Origin of the sequence: Streptomyces ruber (assembly GCF_014648075.1) — a bacterium.
Classification (GTDB): domain Bacteria; phylum Actinomycetota; class Actinomycetes; order Streptomycetales; family Streptomycetaceae; genus Streptomyces; species Streptomyces ruber.
On sequence record NZ_BMQK01000005.1, the window covers coordinates 298,075 to 315,337 of the forward strand.

15 protein-coding genes, 1 tRNA gene and 2 pseudogenes are annotated in these 17,263 nt (G+C 71.2%); 14 read left to right on the forward strand and 4 right to left on the reverse strand.

The window, feature by feature from the left end; all coding sequences use genetic code 11:
* Positions 1–861: 861 nt before the first annotated feature.
* From IEZ04_RS15300 to IEZ04_RS15335, 10 genes and pseudogenes are all read left to right on the forward strand, one after another.
* Positions 862–2,154 (forward strand): ABC transporter substrate-binding protein, encoded by a 1,293-nt coding sequence (locus IEZ04_RS15300; RefSeq protein WP_189217389.1) that lies wholly within the window; start codon positions 862–864, stop codon positions 2,152–2,154.
* Positions 2,154–3,134, forward strand: a complete 981-nt coding sequence (locus tag IEZ04_RS15305) for a carbohydrate ABC transporter permease (RefSeq protein ID WP_189217390.1) — start codon at positions 2,154–2,156, stop codon at positions 3,132–3,134. The genes IEZ04_RS15300 and IEZ04_RS15305 overlap by 1 nt, the downstream gene beginning before the upstream one ends.
* Positions 3,131–4,021 (forward strand): carbohydrate ABC transporter permease, encoded by an 891-nt coding sequence (locus tag IEZ04_RS15310; protein ID WP_189217391.1) that lies wholly within the window; start codon positions 3,131–3,133, stop codon positions 4,019–4,021. Before IEZ04_RS15305 ends, IEZ04_RS15310 begins: the two co-directional genes overlap by 4 nt.
* 12 nt (positions 4,022–4,033) lie before the next feature.
* Positions 4,034–4,640, forward strand: a pseudogene (locus IEZ04_RS15315) (hypothetical protein).
* Between the two features lie 89 nt (positions 4,641–4,729).
* Positions 4,730–4,912, forward strand: a pseudogene (locus IEZ04_RS15320) (twin-arginine translocation signal domain-containing protein); the annotation flags it as partial.
* A 154-nt stretch (positions 4,913–5,066) separates the two neighbouring features.
* Positions 5,067–5,432 (forward strand): hypothetical protein, encoded by a 366-nt coding sequence (locus IEZ04_RS34835; RefSeq protein ID WP_229821050.1) that lies wholly within the window; start codon positions 5,067–5,069, stop codon positions 5,430–5,432.
* On the forward strand, positions 5,426–5,659 hold the full coding sequence (locus IEZ04_RS34840; protein ID WP_229821051.1) for a hypothetical protein: 234 nt from the start codon (positions 5,426–5,428) through the stop codon (positions 5,657–5,659). The genes IEZ04_RS34835 and IEZ04_RS34840 overlap by 7 nt, the downstream gene beginning before the upstream one ends.
* A complete protein-coding gene (locus IEZ04_RS34845) occupies positions 5,656–6,216 on the forward strand; it encodes an RNA-guided endonuclease TnpB family protein (protein WP_229821052.1) in 561 nt (186 codons plus the stop codon). Before IEZ04_RS34840 ends, IEZ04_RS34845 begins: the two co-directional genes overlap by 4 nt.
* 30 nt (positions 6,217–6,246) lie before the next feature.
* Positions 6,247–6,693: an SRPBCC family protein gene (locus IEZ04_RS15330; RefSeq protein ID WP_189217392.1), complete on the forward strand. Its 447-nt coding sequence runs from the start codon at positions 6,247–6,249 to the stop codon at positions 6,691–6,693.
* 62 nt (positions 6,694–6,755) lie between these two features.
* Positions 6,756–6,827, forward strand: a tRNA-Val gene (locus IEZ04_RS15335).
* Between the two features lie 78 nt (positions 6,828–6,905).
* Here the strand turns inward: IEZ04_RS15335 and IEZ04_RS15340 are convergent.
* On the reverse strand, positions 6,906–7,631 hold the full coding sequence (locus IEZ04_RS15340) for an exonuclease domain-containing protein (protein ID WP_189217450.1): 726 nt from the start codon (positions 7,629–7,631) through the stop codon (positions 6,906–6,908).
* Positions 7,632–7,798: 167 nt separating this feature from the next.
* Here IEZ04_RS15340 and IEZ04_RS15345 point away from each other — a divergent pair, with 167 nt between their 5' ends.
* From IEZ04_RS15345 to thrS, 3 genes are all read left to right on the forward strand, one after another.
* Complete coding sequence (locus tag IEZ04_RS15345) at positions 7,799–8,362, forward strand: DUF4365 domain-containing protein (protein WP_189217393.1); 564 nt, start codon at positions 7,799–7,801, stop codon at positions 8,360–8,362.
* Entirely contained in the window at positions 8,359–9,576 is a 1,218-nt protein-coding gene (locus IEZ04_RS15350) for a hypothetical protein (protein WP_189217394.1), read from the forward strand. Before IEZ04_RS15345 ends, IEZ04_RS15350 begins: the two co-directional genes overlap by 4 nt.
* Before the next feature lie 125 nt (positions 9,577–9,701).
* Positions 9,702–11,681: a threonine--tRNA ligase gene (gene thrS, locus IEZ04_RS15355; RefSeq protein ID WP_189217395.1), complete on the forward strand. Its 1,980-nt coding sequence runs from the start codon at positions 9,702–9,704 to the stop codon at positions 11,679–11,681.
* A 28-nt stretch (positions 11,682–11,709) separates the two neighbouring features.
* Here thrS and IEZ04_RS15360 read toward each other — a convergent pair whose 3' ends face one another.
* Positions 11,710–12,390, reverse strand: a complete 681-nt coding sequence (locus tag IEZ04_RS15360) for a potassium channel family protein (RefSeq protein WP_189217396.1) — start codon at positions 12,388–12,390, stop codon at positions 11,710–11,712.
* Between the two features lie 68 nt (positions 12,391–12,458).
* Here IEZ04_RS15360 and IEZ04_RS15365 point away from each other — a divergent pair, with 68 nt between their 5' ends.
* Positions 12,459–13,019 (forward strand): HIT family protein, encoded by a 561-nt coding sequence (locus IEZ04_RS15365; protein WP_189217397.1) that lies wholly within the window; start codon positions 12,459–12,461, stop codon positions 13,017–13,019.
* Positions 13,020–13,058: 39 nt separating this feature from the next.
* On the opposite strand, the gene IEZ04_RS15370 is transcribed toward IEZ04_RS15365, so the two are convergent.
* Positions 13,059–14,711 carry an AbeC-like domain-containing protein gene (locus tag IEZ04_RS15370; protein WP_373296315.1) on the reverse strand — a complete coding sequence of 551 codons (1,653 nt, stop codon included), beginning with the start codon at positions 14,709–14,711 and terminating at the stop codon, positions 13,059–13,061.
* Positions 14,712–15,016: 305 nt separating this feature from the next.
* A complete protein-coding gene (locus tag IEZ04_RS15375; RefSeq protein WP_189217399.1) occupies positions 15,017–17,212 on the reverse strand; it encodes an elongation factor G-like protein EF-G2 in 2,196 nt (731 codons plus the stop codon).
* Positions 17,213–17,263: the final 51 nt, after the last annotated feature.

Genomic DNA, 17,263 nt, shown 5'->3' on the forward strand with positions numbered 1-17,263 from the left:
AGCGGGCCCGCGGGGGTCCTGGAGTGAGTCCGGCGGTCGTCACGCGGTCGGCAGACGTCACGCGGCCGGCGTGGCATACGCGAACGGTCGTGGGGCCCATGGGCTTCCGGCGGTCGCCGCGCGGTCCGGCGGGTGGCCCCGGCGACTCGTCGGCGGCCTCGTCGCGTGGCGCGTCCGCTCCTCGCGGTGCTCGGCGCCGACAGAGGTGCCGCGTTCGTTCGTAGCTCTCCGTGGTCGGGTACCGCTCACCTTCGGTCGCCCGCAAGTCGGCAAGCTGCATGTTTCTGTCATGCGGGACCATGTCGGCCCCGTCCGGTCCCGTCCCGTCCGGTTTCGTCGGCGTACCGTCGCTGCCCGGTGCCCCATGCCGCGGCCCCCATCGCCTTCCCGGCGGGGGTCACCCCTCAGCACCGTCGCCGCCGCGTCTCCGGCATGGCTCTCCACGCCGTACCACACCCAGACGCCCGCACCCGACCGCGCGCACTCGCAATGCGCGTGAAGCCCGCGCTCCCGCGCCAGGGCTTCCGTCACACGCGTTCCTCTCTCCCCCGCTCGTCCCTCGACTTCGCTCCCGCGTCCATCGGCGGCCCCCTCGCCACGCCCCGTCCCCCCGCCTGCCGTCCGGCTCGCCCCGCCGCACCCCGCCCCCACGCCCGACCCGCCGTGCGCATCCCCCGACCAGCACACTTCGCCACCCTCCGCCCCACCCGAGCCCCGAGCCGCACCCTCCGCCCGCGGCGCCCTTTCCATCAATTCCTGTCCGAATCATTGACGCGCCCGGAGGGCCTCCGTACCTTGTGCCAGCAAGCGCTTACTTGAAACGATTCACGAGGCGGACGCAACGTCGCGGGAGGCTCAACCATGCACGAGAACAGGAACGTTGAGAGGCGGACGGTCCTGAAGGTGGCCGGCGCGACGCTGGCCACGGTGGGGCTCGGGGCGACCGCGACCGCCTGCGGCGGGGGCAGCGGTGCCTCCGGGGACGGAACGGTCGAACTCCGCTTCAGCTGGTGGGGTGCGGACGAACGGGCCAAGCGGGTCAACGAGTCCATCGCGCTCTTCGAGAAGAAGTTCCCGAAAATCAAGGTGAAGACGGACTTCCAGGATTACCAGTCCTTCTGGGAGAAGTTCCAGACGCAGGCGGCCGGCGGAAATCCGCCGGACGTGTTCCAGAACTCCCTCACCTTTCTTCGGAAGTACGACAAGAGAGGCGTTGTCCTGGACCTCAAGTCCCAGGTTGACGCGGGCAATCTGAGCCTGGACAACCTCCGCTCCGGCCTGGACAAGCTCGGCGAGGTCGACGGAAAGCTGGTCGGTGTTCCGGTCGGGTCCAACGTCATGTCGCTCGTCATCGACGAGAAGGTCTTCCAGGCGGCCGGCGTCACACCGAAGCAGGGCTGGACCTGGGACGAGTACTTCGACGCCCTCCAGAAGATCCGCGACACCCAGAAAGTGGCCGGAGACACCGGTTACTTCGGCATCATGTACCTCTACGACCTCTACCTGCGGCAGAACGGCAAGGCGTTCTTCACCGACGACGGACTCGGCTTCACCGAGGCCGAACTGACGGAGTGGTGGCAGGACGGGTACAACCGGGTCAAGGCCGGGATCGTCACCGACCCGAAGATCGTCGAGCAGACCAAGCCCAAGTCCGCGCTCGCGGCGGCCCACGGAGCATCGGAATTCACCTGGGACAACTTCACCGTCCGGTACGCGACGGAGGGCGACAGCACCTACGGTCTGGCACCGATCCCCACCACCGACGGCAAGCAGACCGGCCAGTGGCTCGGCGGGCTGATGCTGAGCGCCTCCGCGCGCACCGAACACCCCGAGGAAGCGGCCCAGTTCATCGACTTCATGGTCAACGACCCCGAGGTCGGCAAGGTCATGGGCTACGACCGGGGCACCCTCACCTCCACCCCGCAGTTCGAGGCGTACCAGCCGACCGACGCCCCCAACAAGGCGATCGCCCAGTACGAGGAGGACGTGGCCGCCGCCGGGGTCCTCGGCGAACCCACCCCGCACCCGGCCGGCGCCGACACCGTCGAGGCCGCCTTCCTGCGCATCTCCGGTGACATGTCGCAGGGCAAGACAAAGGTCTCCGACGCCGTCAAGCAGTTCTTCTCCGAGGCGGAAACCGCCCTCGCCGGCTGATGGGAACCGCAGTGTCGACGCTCGTCAAGAACCCCAAGCACGCGCCGCCGGACACACCGGAGAAGGGCCTCACGGCCCCCACCGCACCCAGGGGGGCGCGCCGCCGCGAGAACTTCGCCGGCTACCTCTTCATGTCCCCCTGGATCGCGGGCTTCGTGCTGCTGACCGCGGGCCCGATGATCGCCTCGCTCTACTTCGCGTTCACCGACTACAACCTCTTCGACACACCGAAGTGGGTCGGCCTCGACAACTTCACCAGGATGTTCGAGGACCCGCGCTGGCAGAAGTCGGTGGAGGTGACCGCTAAGTACGTCGTCATCGGCACCCCGCTGAAGCTGCTGCTCGCGCTCGGTGTCGCCCTGCTGCTCGCGCAGAGCCGGCGCGGGCAGGGCTTCTACCGGGCCGCGTTCTACGCACCGTCGCTGATCGGCGCGAGCGTGTCCGTGGCCTTCGTCTGGCGGGCGCTGTTCTCGGACGGCGCCATCGTGGACCGTACGCAGTCGTATCTCGGCTGGGAGGTCGGCGGCTGGGTCGGCAACCCGGACTGGATCCTGTACTGCCTGGTGGCGCTCACCGTCTGGCAGTTCGGCGCGCCCATGGTCATCTTCCTCGCCGGCCTCAAGCAGGTGCCGAGGGAGCTCTACGAGGCGGCCGAGGTGGACGGCGCGGGACCGCTCAGGCGGTTCTGGAGCATCACGCTGCCGATGATCTCCCCGGTGCTGTTCTTCAACGTCCTCCTGGAGACCATCCACTCCTTCCAGATCTTCGGCTCGGCGTACGTCGTCTCCAACACGTTCTGCGGTCCGGCCGACTCCACGCTCGTCTACACCTGCTACCTGTACCAGAAGGGCTTCAAGGAGGCCCAGATGGGCTTCGCCTCCGCGATGGCCTGGATGCTGCTGCTCGCCGTGGCCCTGGTGACAGCCGTCCTCTTCTGGTCGCAGAAGAAGTGGGTGCACTACGAGGAGGCCACCCGATGACCACCACCACGCCCACTCCCACGTCGGCGCCCCGCAAGCCGCTCGCCCTCGGCCGCAGGCGCGCCGGTTCGCTGGCCTGGCACACCGGCTCCCTGCTGGTCCTCGCGGTCGTCCTCTACCCGGTCGTCTGGGTGATCGGCGCCTCGTTCAAGCCCAGCAAGGACATCATCAACAGCCTGGAGCTGTTCCCCGCCGAGCCCGTCCTCGACAACTTCAAGGGCCTCGCCGACGGCATCGCCGACATCCCCATCTCCACCTTCTTCTCCAACTCCCTGTTCTACGCGCTCGGTTCGGTCGTCGGCATCCTGGCCTCCTGCTCGCTGGCCGCCTACGCCTTCTCGAAGATCAGGTTCGCCGGGCGGAACCTGATGTTCACGCTGATGATCGGCACCCTGCTGCTGCCGTACCACGTGCTGCTGATCCCGCAGTACGTCATGTTCCAGAAACTGGAGCTGGTCAACACCTACACCCCGCTGCTGATCGGCAAGTACCTCGCCACCGAGGCGTTCTTCGTCTTCCTCATGGTGCAGTTCATGCGGAACCTGCCCCGGGAGCTGGACGAGGCGGCGCGGCTCGACGGGTGCGGGCACTTCCGGATCTACTGGTCGATCGTGCTGCCGCTGTGCCGGCCCGCGCTCATCACCAGCGCGATCTTCACCTTCATCAATGCCTGGAACGACTTCATGGGCCCGCTGATCTACCTCAACGAGCCCGGCAAGTACACCGTCTCGCTCGGCATGATGATGTTCCGCGACCAGGAGACCGTGTCCAACTACGGCGGCCTCATCGCGATGTCCCTGGTCGCGCTGTTGCCGGTGCTGCTGTTCTTCCTCGCCTTCCAGCGGTACCTGATCGACGGCATGGCGACGTCCGGACTGAAGGGCTGAGGGGAGCCGGTCATGGCCGAGGCGCGGGTGAAGGCCCGGACGGTACGACGGGAATCGGTGCTCGCCGAGCGGTTCGCGCTGTTCGCCGAGTGCCTGCTCACCGGTGTGTGGATCGTGGTGGCCTCGCTGCCCCTGGTCACCTACCCCGCGGCGGTCGCCGCCGGGGCCCGGCACCTGCGGCGGCGCACCGCCCACGAGGGCGGGGGGGTGGCGGGAGTTCGTCGCGGACTTCCGGTCGGCCGTGCGCGGCGGCTGGCTCGCCGGCCTCTTCGGCTGGGCCGCCGTGGCCGCCGTCTGGGTTGACGTTCAGGCCGTGCGCGCCGGACTGCCCGGCGGACCGCTGGTGGGCGCCATCGGGCTGTTCGCCCTGATCGGTCTCGTCGTCGCCGGGCTGCGCGCCGCGGCGGTGTGGCGGCCCGGCGACGCGTGGCGGACGCTGCTCGCCGCAGCCGGGCGGCGCACCGTGCGCGACCCCGCCGGGTCCTTCCTCCTCGTCGGCGGACTGGCCGTGGTGGCCGTGTCCGCCTGGGTCATCGCGCCGTTCGCGGTCCCGGTGCTCGGGACCGTGACGGCGGCGGCCGTCGCCGTGGAGGAGCGGTACCGGCGCCGGCGCCGCTGACACCCGCCCCCTCCCGCACCTGTTGTTGGCATGCCCTGATCAATTGCGCAGACGTCCCGCAACCCTTCCGTACGGAAAGGAAAGGCCGTATCCCCCTGAACCGCAGGTCCTTCCTCAAGGCAGCCGCCGCAGCCGGTGCCGCCACCCAGTTCAGCTGGGCGCTCGGCCCGACCGCGCAGGCCGCACCCGGAAACTCGGCCGTGGCCGGGACCGCCGCCGCCCCGGGCCCGGTCATCCCGAACCGGCTGGAGGAAGGCGGACTCGGTGCCGCCGCCCGGTTCCACCTGATCCCTGCCGAGGAAGCCTGGGGCTTCAGCCCCAGGAGATTCGGCTCCTCGGGCCGGAGCCGCGCAGCGGCGGAGCATGCTCCGTTACGCCAGGGGGACAGATCGTGTCCCGAGCGGCAGCCTTACTAGGGTTTTCTGCGTGAAGACTGTCACGCAGGTGAAGCCTTTGCCTGCGTCCGCTTATGATGCGGACGCGCTGGCGGCGACCCTGCGTGCCGGCAACCGGGCCGCGAACGCGGCCTCCGAAGTGGCGTCCGCTCGCGGTCCGAAGCGGCGCAACGGGCTGCAGGACGCCGTGTACCACCAGATCAAGGCTGACTTCGACCTCGGGGCGCAGGCCGCCGTGCGGACCGTCAAGAAGGTCCGCGACGCCTACGCCACGCTCAAGGCCGACATCAGGGCCGGCGATCACGGGCCGGAAGGCTCCAAGCGCCGGCCCGGATCGAGTCGAGGCCGGTCCGTTTCCGTGAGACGTCGGCGCAGCCGTACGACGACCGGATGCTGACCTGGAACCTGGACCGGCAGACCGTCTCCGTCCGGACGGTGGCCGGGCGCCTGAAGGGCATCCCCTTCGTCTGCTCGCCGGAGGGTCTGAAGCTGCTGGCCTGTCGCAAGGGCGAGTCGGACCTGCTGATGCGCGACGGGATGTTCTTCCTGACCGCCACCGTCGACGTGCCCGAACCGCCGGTGTACGAGCCGGACGGGTTCCTCGGGGTCGACCTCGGCTCGTGAACATCGCCACCACCTCGGACGGCGACATCATGTCCGGCCGCCAGGCCGACCGCTATCGCCGGCGCAAGCGCGACCTGCGCACCAAGCCGCAGAAGAAACGCACCAAGAGCACGGACCGCGTCCTCAAGCGCAACCGGCGCAAGGAAGCCCGGTACGCCACCCAGCGCAACCACATCATCGCCAAGAAGCTCGTCGCCACCGCTGAACGCACCTCGCGGGGTATCGGACCGGAAGACCTGTCCGGCATCCGGCAGAGGGTCACGGCCAGGAAAGACCAGCGGGCACGACTGCACTCCTGGGCCTTCGCCCAGCCCGGCGCCTTCGTCGAGTACAAAGCCCGGCGGGCCGGTGTCCCGGTGGTCCACGTGGACCCCCGCAACACCTCCCGCCAGTGCTCGGAGTGCCGGCACACCCACCGGACCAACCGGGTGACACAAGCACGGTTCGCCTGCCGGTCCTGCGGGATCGTCCTGCGCGCGGACCACAACGGCTCCCGCAACATCGCCCACCGGGCCGATGCTGTTCGGCGACAGGATGCCGTGACGCCGCACCGGTGACCGGACGCCCGGCGCGGGCAGGATCTCCCCATGGACTGGAACCACTACCGTTTCCGCAGCCTGTGGGCCCTGCCCGCGCCGCCCGCCCCCGTGTACGAGGTGCTGGAGCGCATCCAGGACTATCCGCGCTGGTGGCCCCAGGTGCGCGAGGTGACCCGGGTCGACGGCACGCACGCGCGGCTGCGGATACGGTCGGCCGTGCCGTACGACCTGACGTTCACCGGGGAAGAGGTGCGGCGCGACGCGGCGGCCGGGGTGCTGGAACTCGCGATGACCGGCGACCTGGAGGGCTGGGCGCGCTGGACGCTCACCGCGGACGGGACCGGCACCCTCGCCCGTTACGACCAGGAGGTCCACGTCGCCAAGCCGCTGCTGCGCCGGCTCGCCGTGCCGGGGCGGCCCGTCTTCCGCGCCAACCACACGCTGATGATGCGGGCGGGCCACAGGGGACTCGCCGCACACCTGAGGGCGGGGTGACCCCGTACAGGCAATCGGTTTGTACCGGACCGGCGGGGACCTGTATTGTTCAGTGCGTTCCCGGGCGATTAGCTCAGTGGGAGAGCGCTTCGTTCACACCGAAGAGGTCACTGGTTCGAACCCAGTATCGCCCACCGGGAGAAGGCCGGTCCGAGTCGTCGGACCGGCTCTTCGCATGTCCGGGTACGTGTCCGAGGGCCCGGGGAGCCGGCTCACGCCGCCGCCGGTAGATCCGGTCGCAGCGGCCACGCCGGATGCACCTCCGCCTCCGTGCCGGTGCGGGTGAACCACGCCTGCAGACCGCGTGCCTGCGCCGCGTGCCACACCGCCTGCAGCGTGTGCAGCTCGGCGGGGGAGAGGCGCTCCAGCCGGGCCGCGAACCGGCGCGCCACCGCCCGGACGACCTCCATCGCCGCGACCGCGTCCGCCGCCGCGTCGTGCGCGCCGTCCAAGGGCACACCGTAGTGCGCGCACAGGGCGCCGAGCGTGCGACGGCCCTTGCGGTACCGGTCCAGATGCCGGTCGAGGACCAGCGGATCGACCACGTGCAGCGGCGTCGCCTCGAACCAGCGGCAGAGCGAGGACGCGCGGTGCCGGCGCAACTCCCGGTCCAGCAGCGTCAGGTCGAACGGCGCGTTCATCACCACGAGCGGGCGGCCCCGCACCGCCTGCTCCGCCAGCTGCCTCACTATCTCGTCCATCACCGGCGACGGCCAGCGCCCGTTGCGCTGCACGTGCTCCTCCGTCAGCCCGTGCACCGCCGTCGCCGCGGCGGGCACCGGCACCCCCGGATTCACCAGCCAGCGCGTCACCCGCGGCCGGGCCCCGGGCGCGTCCTGGACGACGACGGCGGCCGACACGATCCGGTCGGCCTCGACGTCCACACCCGTGGTCTCCGTGTCGAACGCGGCCAAGGGGCCCTCGTACCAGTACGTCATCGCGTACCCCAATTCCTCAGTGTGCTGCGGCAGTTGACGCCCTTCCCTGCCCGGTTCGGTGATACCCGGGCTGTTTGCGCCATACGCAGGGAGGAGACAACAGAAATACCGGTCTCTGCAGTTCAGGGCTCCGTGCCGGGATACCGGCCGCTTCGGGGGGTGTTGGCATGGCGATCGCGCAGCCCGAGCGGGGCGGGCTGTTGCCGCGGGACACGGCGGTGCGCGGCGCCCTCGCCACCACCGCGTGCATGGAGACGCTCCAGGTCGGCTATCTGCACGCCGTCGCGGCCGCCGCGGGCTGCTCGCTGTCCCAGCCCTTCCCGGACAACGGCATCGACTGGCACGTCAGTCACAGCGCCCCCGGGCACACGGTCGACGACGAGGTCACCGTCAAGGTGCAGCTCAAGGCGACGTACCAGATACCGCCGAACCCCCCGGGCCGCTTCTTCTCCTTCACGCTCGACAACGAGCACCTGCGCAAACTCGCCCGCACCCCGGTCTCGGTGCACAAGATCCTGGTCGTGATGATCGTGCCGCGCTCCCGGGACGACTGGCTGCGCGCCGGCCACGACCGGCTCGACCTGCGGCACTGCTGCTACTGGGCCAACCTCGCCGGGCACCCGGTCACCGGCCGGCACAGAACCAACGTGCGTATGTCCACCGCGCGCGTCTTCGACGACCGCGCGCTCCGCGAGATCATGACCAGGGTCGGAACGGGAGGCAGACCATGACGCACCGCCCCACCGACGAACCGTTCAGGGCCGCCGGGGCCCACCTCGCCGACCTCGCGTGGCCGCACCCGCCCGACCCCGCCCGGGTCGACCCGGCCGTCCTCGGCGCGCTGCTGCGCCGCCACGGCTGGCAGCGCCGCGGCGGCGCCCCCGGACGTTACGGACGCTGGACCCCGCCCGGCCCCGGCGAGAGCCGTACGAGCCTGCTGGTGCCCGAGAACCGCGCCTTCCCCGACTGCGACGACCTGCTCGGCGAGGCCCTCCTCGCGCTCGCCCGCGGCGGCTCGCCCTCCGCCCGAGACATCCTGGTCGGCCTCGCGGTCCCCAGCGACGAGGTCCACTGGTCGCGCGACGTCCCCGAGGGGCCCGCCGGCGCCGCGCCCTGGGCCGCCGAGGAACAGCTGCGCGGCGCCGCCCGCCGGATGCTCCTCGCCGCCGCGCTGGCCACACGCGCGCGGGCCGGCTACCACGGCGCCCGCCACCGCCGCCAGGCCGCGGCCGCCCTGGACAGCGTGCTCGTCGGCGCGTCCACCGGCGGCCGGGCGCTCGCGGCCTTCGTCCCCGTCGGGGCCGGCCGCCCCCTCGCCGTCCGCCTCCACCAGGCGCTGTACGCGGCCCGCGAGGCCATCGACCACCAGCGGGCCACCGGCTGCGCGGACGCCTTCGACCGCGCCGTCGAGGCCGGCGTCAGCCACGAGCTGACCAGAGCGCTGGTCGCCCTCGTCCGCGGCAGTGAGGGCGCCCGGATCACCGTCCACTGGTCGCCCGCCGCCGGGGTGCCCGGGGACCGCGCGGCCCCCGACGGGCCCGTCGAGTTCTCCCCGGGCGACCTGCCCGTCCTGCGCGAGGCAGGCGCCCGCTACCTGCGCGAGGAGCCCTCGGTGCCCGTGCGCGTCACCGGCACCGTCGCCCGGATGCGCCGCTCGGGCCCCGACGGCCCGGGCGCCGTGCGCCTGCGCGTCCTCACGGGCGCCGAGGTCGCGGACGTCCGGGTGATCCTGGACGAGGAGGCGTACCGCCTGGCCGGGCACGCCCATCTGGTCGGGCTGCCGGTCCGGGTGGACGGGCGGCTGGCGAGCCGGGGCGGGTTCCGGCGGGTCACGGACGTCTCCGCGGTCGAACCCGTCGCGGTGGACGACGCCGAGCGGGACAGGCTGATGAAGTCCTTCCAAGAGGACCTGGACGTCTTCAAGGGGGCGCGCGGCGGGGAGTGAGGAGGGGTAGCGGGGCGGCCGGGACATAACCGTTTCGCGGTCGGCACCCGGGGCTCGGTACGATTCCCCTCTGCGTACGTGTACGCGTACGCCCACCCCATCAGGCCATCAGGCAGGAGAGACCGGTGTCAGACGTCCGTGTGATCATCCAACGCGATTCCGAGCGGGAAGAGCGCGTGGTGACGACGGGCACTACGGCCGCCGACCTCTTCCCCGGCGAGCGCACCGTCGTCGCGGCCCGCGTGGGCGGCGAGCTGAAGGACCTCGCGTACGAGGTCGAGGACGGCGAGACCGTCGAGCCGGTGGAGATCTCCTCCGAGGACGGCCTGAACATCCTGCGGCACTCGACCGCGCACGTCATGGCGCAGGCCGTGCAGGAGCTGTTCCCGGAGGCGAAGCTGGGCATCGGCCCGCCCATCAGGGACGGCTTCTACTACGACTTCGACGTCAAGGAGCCCTTCACCCCCGAGGACCTCAAGCGCATCGAGAAGAAGATGCAGGAGATCCAGAAGCGGGGCCAGCGGTTCTCCCGCCGGGTCACCACCGACGAGGCCGCCCGCGAGGAGCTCGCCGCCGAGCCGTACAAGCTCGAGCTGATCGGTCTGAAGGGCAACGCCGCGCAGGCCGCCGACGGCGCCGACGCGGAGGTGGGCGGCGGTGAGCTGACCATCTACGACAACCTCGACGCCAAGACCGGCGAGCTGTGCTGGAAGGACCTGTGCCGGGGTCCGCACCTGCCCACCACCCGGAACATCCCGGCGTTCAAGCTGATGCGCTCGGCGGCCGCCTACTGGCGCGGCAGCGAGAAGAACCCGCAGCTCCAGCGCATCTACGGCACCGCCTGGCCGTCCAAGGACGAGCTGAAGGCGCACCTGGACTTCCTCGCCGAGGCGGAGAAGCGCGACCACCGCAAGCTCGGTGCCGAGCTGGACCTGTTCTCCTTCCCGGACGAGCTGGGCCCCGGCCTCGCGGTGTTCCACCCGAAGGGCGGTGTGATCCGCAAGGTCATGGAGGACTACTCGCGCCGTCGGCACGAGACCTCCGGCTACGAGTTCGTGAACACCCCGCACATCTCGAAGGAGCACCTCTTCGAGATCTCCGGGCACCTGCCGCACTACTCGGAGGGCATGTTCCCGCCCATCCAATTCGACGAGCAGAACTACCGCCTCAAGGCGATGAACTGCCCGATGCACAACCTGATCTTCAAGTCGCGGGGCCGCTCCTACCGCGAACTGCCGCTCCGCCTCTTCGAGTTCGGCACCGTGTACCGGTACGAGAAGTCGGGCGTCGTGCACGGCCTGACCCGCTCGCGCGGCTTCACCCAGGACGACTCGCACATCTACTGCACCAAGGAGCAGATGCCGCAGGAGCTCGACACGCTCCTGACCTTCGTGCTCGACCTGCTGCGCGACTACGGCCTGACCGAGTTCGAGCTGGAGCTGTCCACCCGCGACGACTCCGACAAGTTCATCGGTTCGGACGAGGACTGGGAGGAGGCCACCGAGGCGCTGCGGCAGGCCGCCGAGAAGCAGAATCTGCCACTGGTCCCGGACCCGGGCGGCGCCGCCTACTACGGCCCGAAGATCTCCGTCCAGGCCAAGGACGCGATCGGCCGGTCCTGGCAGATGTCGACGCTCCAGGTCGACTTCAACCAGCCCAAGCGGTTCGGCCTGGAGTACACCGCGGCCGACGGTTCGCGGCAGCAGCCGGTCATGCTGCACCGCGCCCTGTTCGGCTCCATCGAGCGGTTCTTCGGCGTCCTCCTCGAGCACTACGCCGGTGCCTTCCCGGCCTGGCTGGCCCCCGTCCAGGCGGTCGGCATCCCGATCGGCGACGCGCACGTGCCGTACCTCCAGGAGTTCGCGGACAAGGCCAGGGCGGCCGGGCTGCGCGTCGACGTCGACGCCTCCTCCGACCGCATGCAGAAGAAGATCCGCAACGCCCAGAAGGCGAAGGTGCCCTTCATGGTCATCGCGGGCGACGAGGACATGGCCGCCGGCGCCGTCTCCTTCCGCTACCGCGACGGCTCGCAGGAGAACGGCATCCCCGTCGACGAGGCCATCGCCAAGATCGTGAAGGTCGTGGAGGACCGCGTCCAGGTCTGACACGCACGGCGCCGAGGGCCCCCGGAGGTCACCGCTCCGGGGGTCCTGCGCTGTCCTCGTCGCCCTCCCGTGCGAACACCTGGAGCAGCCACGAGGAGAACGACCCGGTCACCGCGCCGAGCAGCGCCAGCCCGCACATCATCACGCCCACCGAGACCACCCGCCCCAGGGGCGTCACGGGCGTGAGATCTCCGTACCCGACGGTCGCCAGCGTGGCGCAGGCCCACCAGACGGCGTCCCCGAAGGTACGGATCGACGCCTCCGGTGCCGTGTGCTCCTGCTGGTACACGGCGAGCGCCCCGGTGAAACCGAGCAGTACGGCGCCCAGACCCGCGTACGTCATGACCCGGGCGTGCAACGGCAGCCGTGGCCGCCCGGTCCGCCGCTGCACGGCCTCGTAGACGCGGACGAGCCGCAGCGGCCGCAGCAGCGGCAGGACCAGCACCAGTGTGTCCAGCGGGTGGGTGCGGACGAAGTCCGCGCCCCGCCCGCTCAGCCACCACCGCACGGCGTAGTCGACGGCGCCCGCCGCCCACACCGCCACCAGCACCGCGAGGCAGACCGCCCGCACCGCGCCGGGCAGACCGGGCGCGAGCACCCGCACCGTGTACGCGGCGAGGAAGAGCACCGAGGCGAGCAGGAGCGGCCCCTCGGCACGCCGTTCCCAGCGGGCCGGCCGGCCGTCGTCCACGCGGCTGTCGTCTCCCATCCCGCCAGCTTGGCGCCCGGGCCCGCCCGCCGGAGCCCCGCCGACACGCCTGTCGAGGGCCAAGCCATATGCTGCACCTCATGACGAGTGAGCCGGAGCAGCAGATCGGAGTGGGAACGCAGGACGCGTTCCAGCGCCTGTGGACGCCCCACCGGATGGCGTACATCCAGGGCGAGAACAAGCCGAGCGGCCCGGGGGCCGACGACGGCTGTCCGTTCTGCTCGATCCCGGCCAAGTCGGACGAGGACGGGCTGGTCGTCAAGCGCGGGGAGCACGTCTACGCGGTGCTCAACCTCTACCCGTACAACGGCGGCCACCTGATGGTCGTGCCCTACCGGCACGTCGCCGACTACACGGACCTGACCGCCGTGGAGACCGCCGAGCTCGCCGAGCTGACCAAGCAGGCCATGACCGCGCTGCGCACCGCCTCCGGTGCCCACGGCTTCAACATCGGCATGAACCAGGGCTCGGTCGCGGGCGCCGGGATCGCCGCCCACCTGCACCAGCACGTCGTGCCCCGCTGGGGCGGCGACACCAACTTCATGCCGGTCGTGGGCCACACGAAGGTCCTGCCGCAGCTCCTCGCCGACACCCGCAAGATGCTGGCGGACGCCTGGCCGGTGGTCTGAGGCCGCGTGCCGTGCCGCCGCGCGCCGCGCGCGGCGGCATCACGCGTCGTACACGTCCGCCTTCCGGGGCGTCGGGTCCTGCACCGCGCTGCTGAGCGCCGAGGAGCGGCTGTCGAACTTCGACGTGTCCACGCCGTGCTCCTTGAGGAACTCGATGACGGCCGAGTGCACCACCCGGAGCACCGGGGTGGCCGTGCGCAGGACGTCGTCGGTCATGAAGCGGTGCTTCCACGGCTGTTCCGCCCAGGCGTGCCGCAGGCCGAAGGGCTCGGGCAGCGTCAGTGAGCCGCCGAGCCAGTTCAGCAGGGGCGGGTACCAGGTGAGCGGCGCGCGGGCCGCGAGCCGGACCACCTCGTCGTTGTCGACGAGCGGCAGCGTGATCGTACGGGTCTCCCAGAACCGCACGCTCTTGGACACGGTCCTCGTCTTCGCCGCCGGCTTGCTCATGAACAGCCCGTGCACCGGTCCCAGGGCGTGGCCCGTGAGTTCGACGCGCAGCGTCTTGTGCAGCACGGTCACGGTGACGAGCATGCTGATCACCAGCTGTCCGTCCCAGAGCGTCCACTGCACGCCCAGGTAGTGCCGGTCGCCCTTGTCGAACTGCTGGTTGTTGCAGATGTCGCTGAGCTGCTTGGCGTTGGCCCGGTGTGCCGTGTAATCGGAGGGGCGCGAGACCGCTCCGGCTCCCGCCGGGACGGGCGTGACGATCCAGTGGCCCACGTCCGGCTGCGGGAAGCCGCCCGTGTTCAGCGGGCTCTTGTGCAGCTCGCCCAGCGCCCGCTCGATGACGTTGGCGAGGTCGAAGCTCTGGAACGAGGCGACCTCCGGGGCCGGCACCAGGTGCTTCGCCAGGTCCATGCTCAGCGAGCCCGTGCTGCGCGCCTCCTCCGTCCGCTGGGAGGGGAGCGGGACCAGGTCCTCGGCGAGGTACCAGTGGCCCCAGCGCGTACCCATGCCGAGGACGCCCTTGGGGCCCGCGTAGAACAGGTGGTTCGACGCCTGCTCGTCTCTGAGCTCCCCGAACGCCTGGCGCAGCCGCTCGGCGCGTTCGTCGCCGGGGCTGCTCGGCACCGATTCGGGCACCCGGGCGCCCACGGCACTGCCCGACAGCAGTCCCGTCCAGCGCTCCCGCAGGTCCTTCGCCGTGCTCTCGCAGATGCGCTTGGCCAGGAACCAGCCGACGACGGGAGCGATCAGCGCGAGGCGCGCGTACCAGGCCCAGAAGCCGGTGAACGGCATCTTCACCAGGAAGAGCACGACGAGTGCCCCCACGGCGACCAGCACCGTGGTGGCGAGGGCCCCGGCGCGCTTGTCCTCGCGCCTGGCGACCGTCGAGCGGATCTGGAAGACCAGCAGCCACAGCAGCAGGCCGGGCAGGAAGAGCAGACCGCACACCACCATGACGGCGGTCAGACGGGTGTCGCGCTCCTTGCGGAGGTGGTTCGCCGCCATGCAGTGCTCGACGACGGTCTGCGGCTCGATGCCGAAGGACTGGATGAGCGGCTTCCGGCCGACCCCGAGCGTCCGGGAGACCACCGCCTGGGAGAACGCCTCACCGAGGTTGGGCCGGAAGATCGTCGCCCACTTGCGGTGCGGTTTGACGGTCGACTGGTGCCACTCGTTGTTGGCTTCGAGGATCTTGCCGACCTCGTCGTCCCGGTACGCCGCCGAGGCCAGCGCGAACGTCGCCATCGCCCGTGATCCCGCGCGCGGGACCTCTGGACCGATATCGCCGAAAGACATTCCGCCCCCTCAGCCGCTGCACTTGCTTCTGCGGCCTTCCCGACTTCGGTGCTCCGCACACCTGTTGATCAGTTCATCGCCTCGACGGCGACACGGCCGGAAGAAGATCACACCACATCACCGGTCAGGCGATCAGCGTATCCCCAGCCGCCGACATCCGTCGGCGGACGGCCGAAGCCGCCCGCCGGAGCGCGGACTCCGGCCGCGCCGTGGCCCCGCCCGGCAGCGGCACGACCGCCGCGTGCCGGGAACTCTCATGTCTCCTTGGCCTGTTCACGCATCCTCTCGGCGAGCTGGGGCGGCATCGGCTCGTGCCGGGCGTAGCGGCGGCTGAACCGGGCGGTGCCGTGGGAGAGCGAGCGCAGGTCGACGGCGTACCGGCCGATCTCGATCTCCGGCACCTCGGCCCGGACCAGGGTGCGCCCGCCGCCGGCCTGCTCGGTGCCGACGACCCGGCCGCGCCGCCCCGACAGGTCGCTCATCACGGCGCCCACGTAGTCGTCCCCGACGAGGACGCTCACCTCGGCGACCGGCTCCAGGAGATGGATCCTGGCGTCGGCCGCCGCCTCGCGCAGGGCGAGCGCGCCGGCGGTCTGGAACGCAGCGTCGGAGGAGTCCACGGAGTGCGCCTTGCCGTCCAGCAGCGTGACCCGTACGTCGATGAGCGGGTACCCGGCGGCGACCCCCTTGGCGGCCTGGGCCCGCACGCCCTTCTCCACCGACGGGATGAACTGCCGGGGCACGGCCCCGCCGACGACCTTGTCGACGAACTCGATGCCGGAGCCGCCCGGCAGCGGCTCCACCTCGATCTCGCAGATCGCGTACTGCCCGTGCCCGCCCGACTGCTTCACATGGCGCCCGCGCCCCGCCGCCCTGTTCCCGAACGTCTCGCGCAGGGAGACCTTGTGCGGGACCAGGTCGACCTGGACGCCGTACCGGCTGCGCAGCCGCTCCAGCGCGACGTCGGCGTGCGCCTCGCCCAGGCACCAGAGCACCACCTGGTGGGTGTCCTGGTTCTGTTCCAGCCGCATCGTCGGGTCCTCGGCGACGAGGCGGGCGAGACCCTGCGAGAGCTTGTCCTCGTCCGCCTTGCTGTGCGCCTGGATGGCGAGCGGCAGCAGCGGGTCGGGCATCTCCCAGGGCTCCACGAGCAGGGGGTCGTCCTTGGCCGACAGGGTGTCCCCGGTCTCCGCGCGGGTCAGCTTCGCCACGCACGCCAGGTCGCCCGCGATGCAGTGCGTGAGGGTGCGCTGCTGCTTGCCGAACGGCGCGGACAGGGCGCCGATCCGCTCGTCGACATCGTGGTCCTCGTGCCCGCGGTCGGCGAGGCCGTGCCCGGAGACGTGCACCGTCTCGTCGGGGCGCAGGGTGCCGGAGAAGACCCGGACCAGTGACAGGCGGCCGACGTACGGGTCGCTCGCCGTCTTCACGACCTCGGCGACCAGCGGGCCGTCCGGGTCGCAGGCGCCGATCTCCCGGGGCCTGCCGTCCACCGTGGTCACCTCGGGCACCGTGCGCTCCAGCGGGGTCGGGAAGGCGCCGGTGACGAGCTCCAGCAGTTCGACCGTGCCGAGACCCTGGCGGGCGCCCTCGGCCGCGGGGGCGGCGGCCAGCACCGGGTGGAACGTCCCGCGCGCGACGGCCCGCTCCAGGTCCTCGACGAGCGTCTTGACGTCGACGGTCTCGCCGCCGAGGTAGCGGTCCATCAGGGTCTCGTCCTCGCTCTCGGCGATGATCCCCTCGATGAGCCGGTTGCGGGCCTCCTCGATCAGCGGCAGCTGGTCGGGGCCCGGTTCGGACTCCTTGCGCTCCCCGGAGGAGTAGTCGAACAGCCGCTGCGTCAGCAGTCCGACCAGCCCGGTCACGGGCGCGTGCCCGTCCGGGCCCTGCGGGCCGTGCAGCGGCAGGTACAGCGGCAGCACGGCGTCGGGGTCCGCCGCGCCGAACTCCTCCGCGCAGACGCGGGTCATCTCCTCGAAGTCGGCCCGGGCCGCCTCCAGATGGGTGATCACGATGGCGCGCGGCATGCCGACCGCCGCGCACTCCTCCCACACCATCCGCGTCGAGCCGTCCACCCCGTCGGAGGCCGAGACGACGAAGAGGGCCGCGTCCGCGGCGCGCAGACCGGCCCTGAGCTCCCCGACGAAGTCGGCGTACCCGGGGGTGTCCAGGAGGTTGATCTTGTATCCGCCCCATTCGACGGGCACCAGCGAGAGCTGCACGGAGCGCTGCTGCCGGTGCTCGATCTCGTCGTAGTCGGAGACGGTGCCGCCGTCCTCCACGCGGCCCGCCCGGTTCACCGCCCCCGCCGTCAGCGCGAGAGCCTCCACCAGAGTCGTCTTGCCCGATCCGCTGTGGCCGACCAGCACCACATTCCGTACGGACGCGGGGTGGTCGGCCGCCGTGGCCCTGCCGGCGGCTCCAGGGTGTGCGTTCGCCTTGTCGCCCATGGTCCAGCCTCCCGTGCACGGTGAGGTCACTGTGGGCGCGGACACGCGAAA

Coding starts and splice junctions, on each gene's coding strand:
- IEZ04_RS15300 (WP_189217389.1), top strand. CDS start 862: ATGCACGAGAACAGGAACGTTGAGAGGCGGACGGTCCTGAAGGTGGCC.
- IEZ04_RS15305 (WP_189217390.1), top strand. CDS start 2,154: ATGGGAACCGCAGTGTCGACGCTCGTCAAGAACCCCAAGCACGCGCCG.
- IEZ04_RS15350 (WP_189217394.1), top strand. CDS start 8,359: ATGACGCACCGCCCCACCGACGAACCGTTCAGGGCCGCCGGGGCCCAC.
- IEZ04_RS15375 (WP_189217399.1), bottom strand. CDS start 17,212: ATGGGCGACAAGGCGAACGCACACCCTGGAGCCGCCGGCAGGGCCACG.
- IEZ04_RS15345 (WP_189217393.1), top strand. CDS start 7,799: ATGGCGATCGCGCAGCCCGAGCGGGGCGGGCTGTTGCCGCGGGACACG.
- IEZ04_RS15310 (WP_189217391.1), top strand. CDS start 3,131: ATGACCACCACCACGCCCACTCCCACGTCGGCGCCCCGCAAGCCGCTC.
- IEZ04_RS15330 (WP_189217392.1), top strand. CDS start 6,247: ATGGACTGGAACCACTACCGTTTCCGCAGCCTGTGGGCCCTGCCCGCG.
- IEZ04_RS15360 (WP_189217396.1), bottom strand. CDS start 12,390: ATGGGAGACGACAGCCGCGTGGACGACGGCCGGCCGGCCCGCTGGGAA.
- IEZ04_RS15365 (WP_189217397.1), top strand. CDS start 12,459: ATGCTGCACCTCATGACGAGTGAGCCGGAGCAGCAGATCGGAGTGGGA.
- IEZ04_RS34840 (WP_229821051.1), top strand. CDS start 5,426: ATGCTGACCTGGAACCTGGACCGGCAGACCGTCTCCGTCCGGACGGTG.
- IEZ04_RS15370 (WP_373296315.1), bottom strand. CDS start 14,711: ATGGCGACGTTCGCGCTGGCCTCGGCGGCGTACCGGGACGACGAGGTC.
- IEZ04_RS15340 (WP_189217450.1), bottom strand. CDS start 7,631: ATGACGTACTGGTACGAGGGCCCCTTGGCCGCGTTCGACACGGAGACC.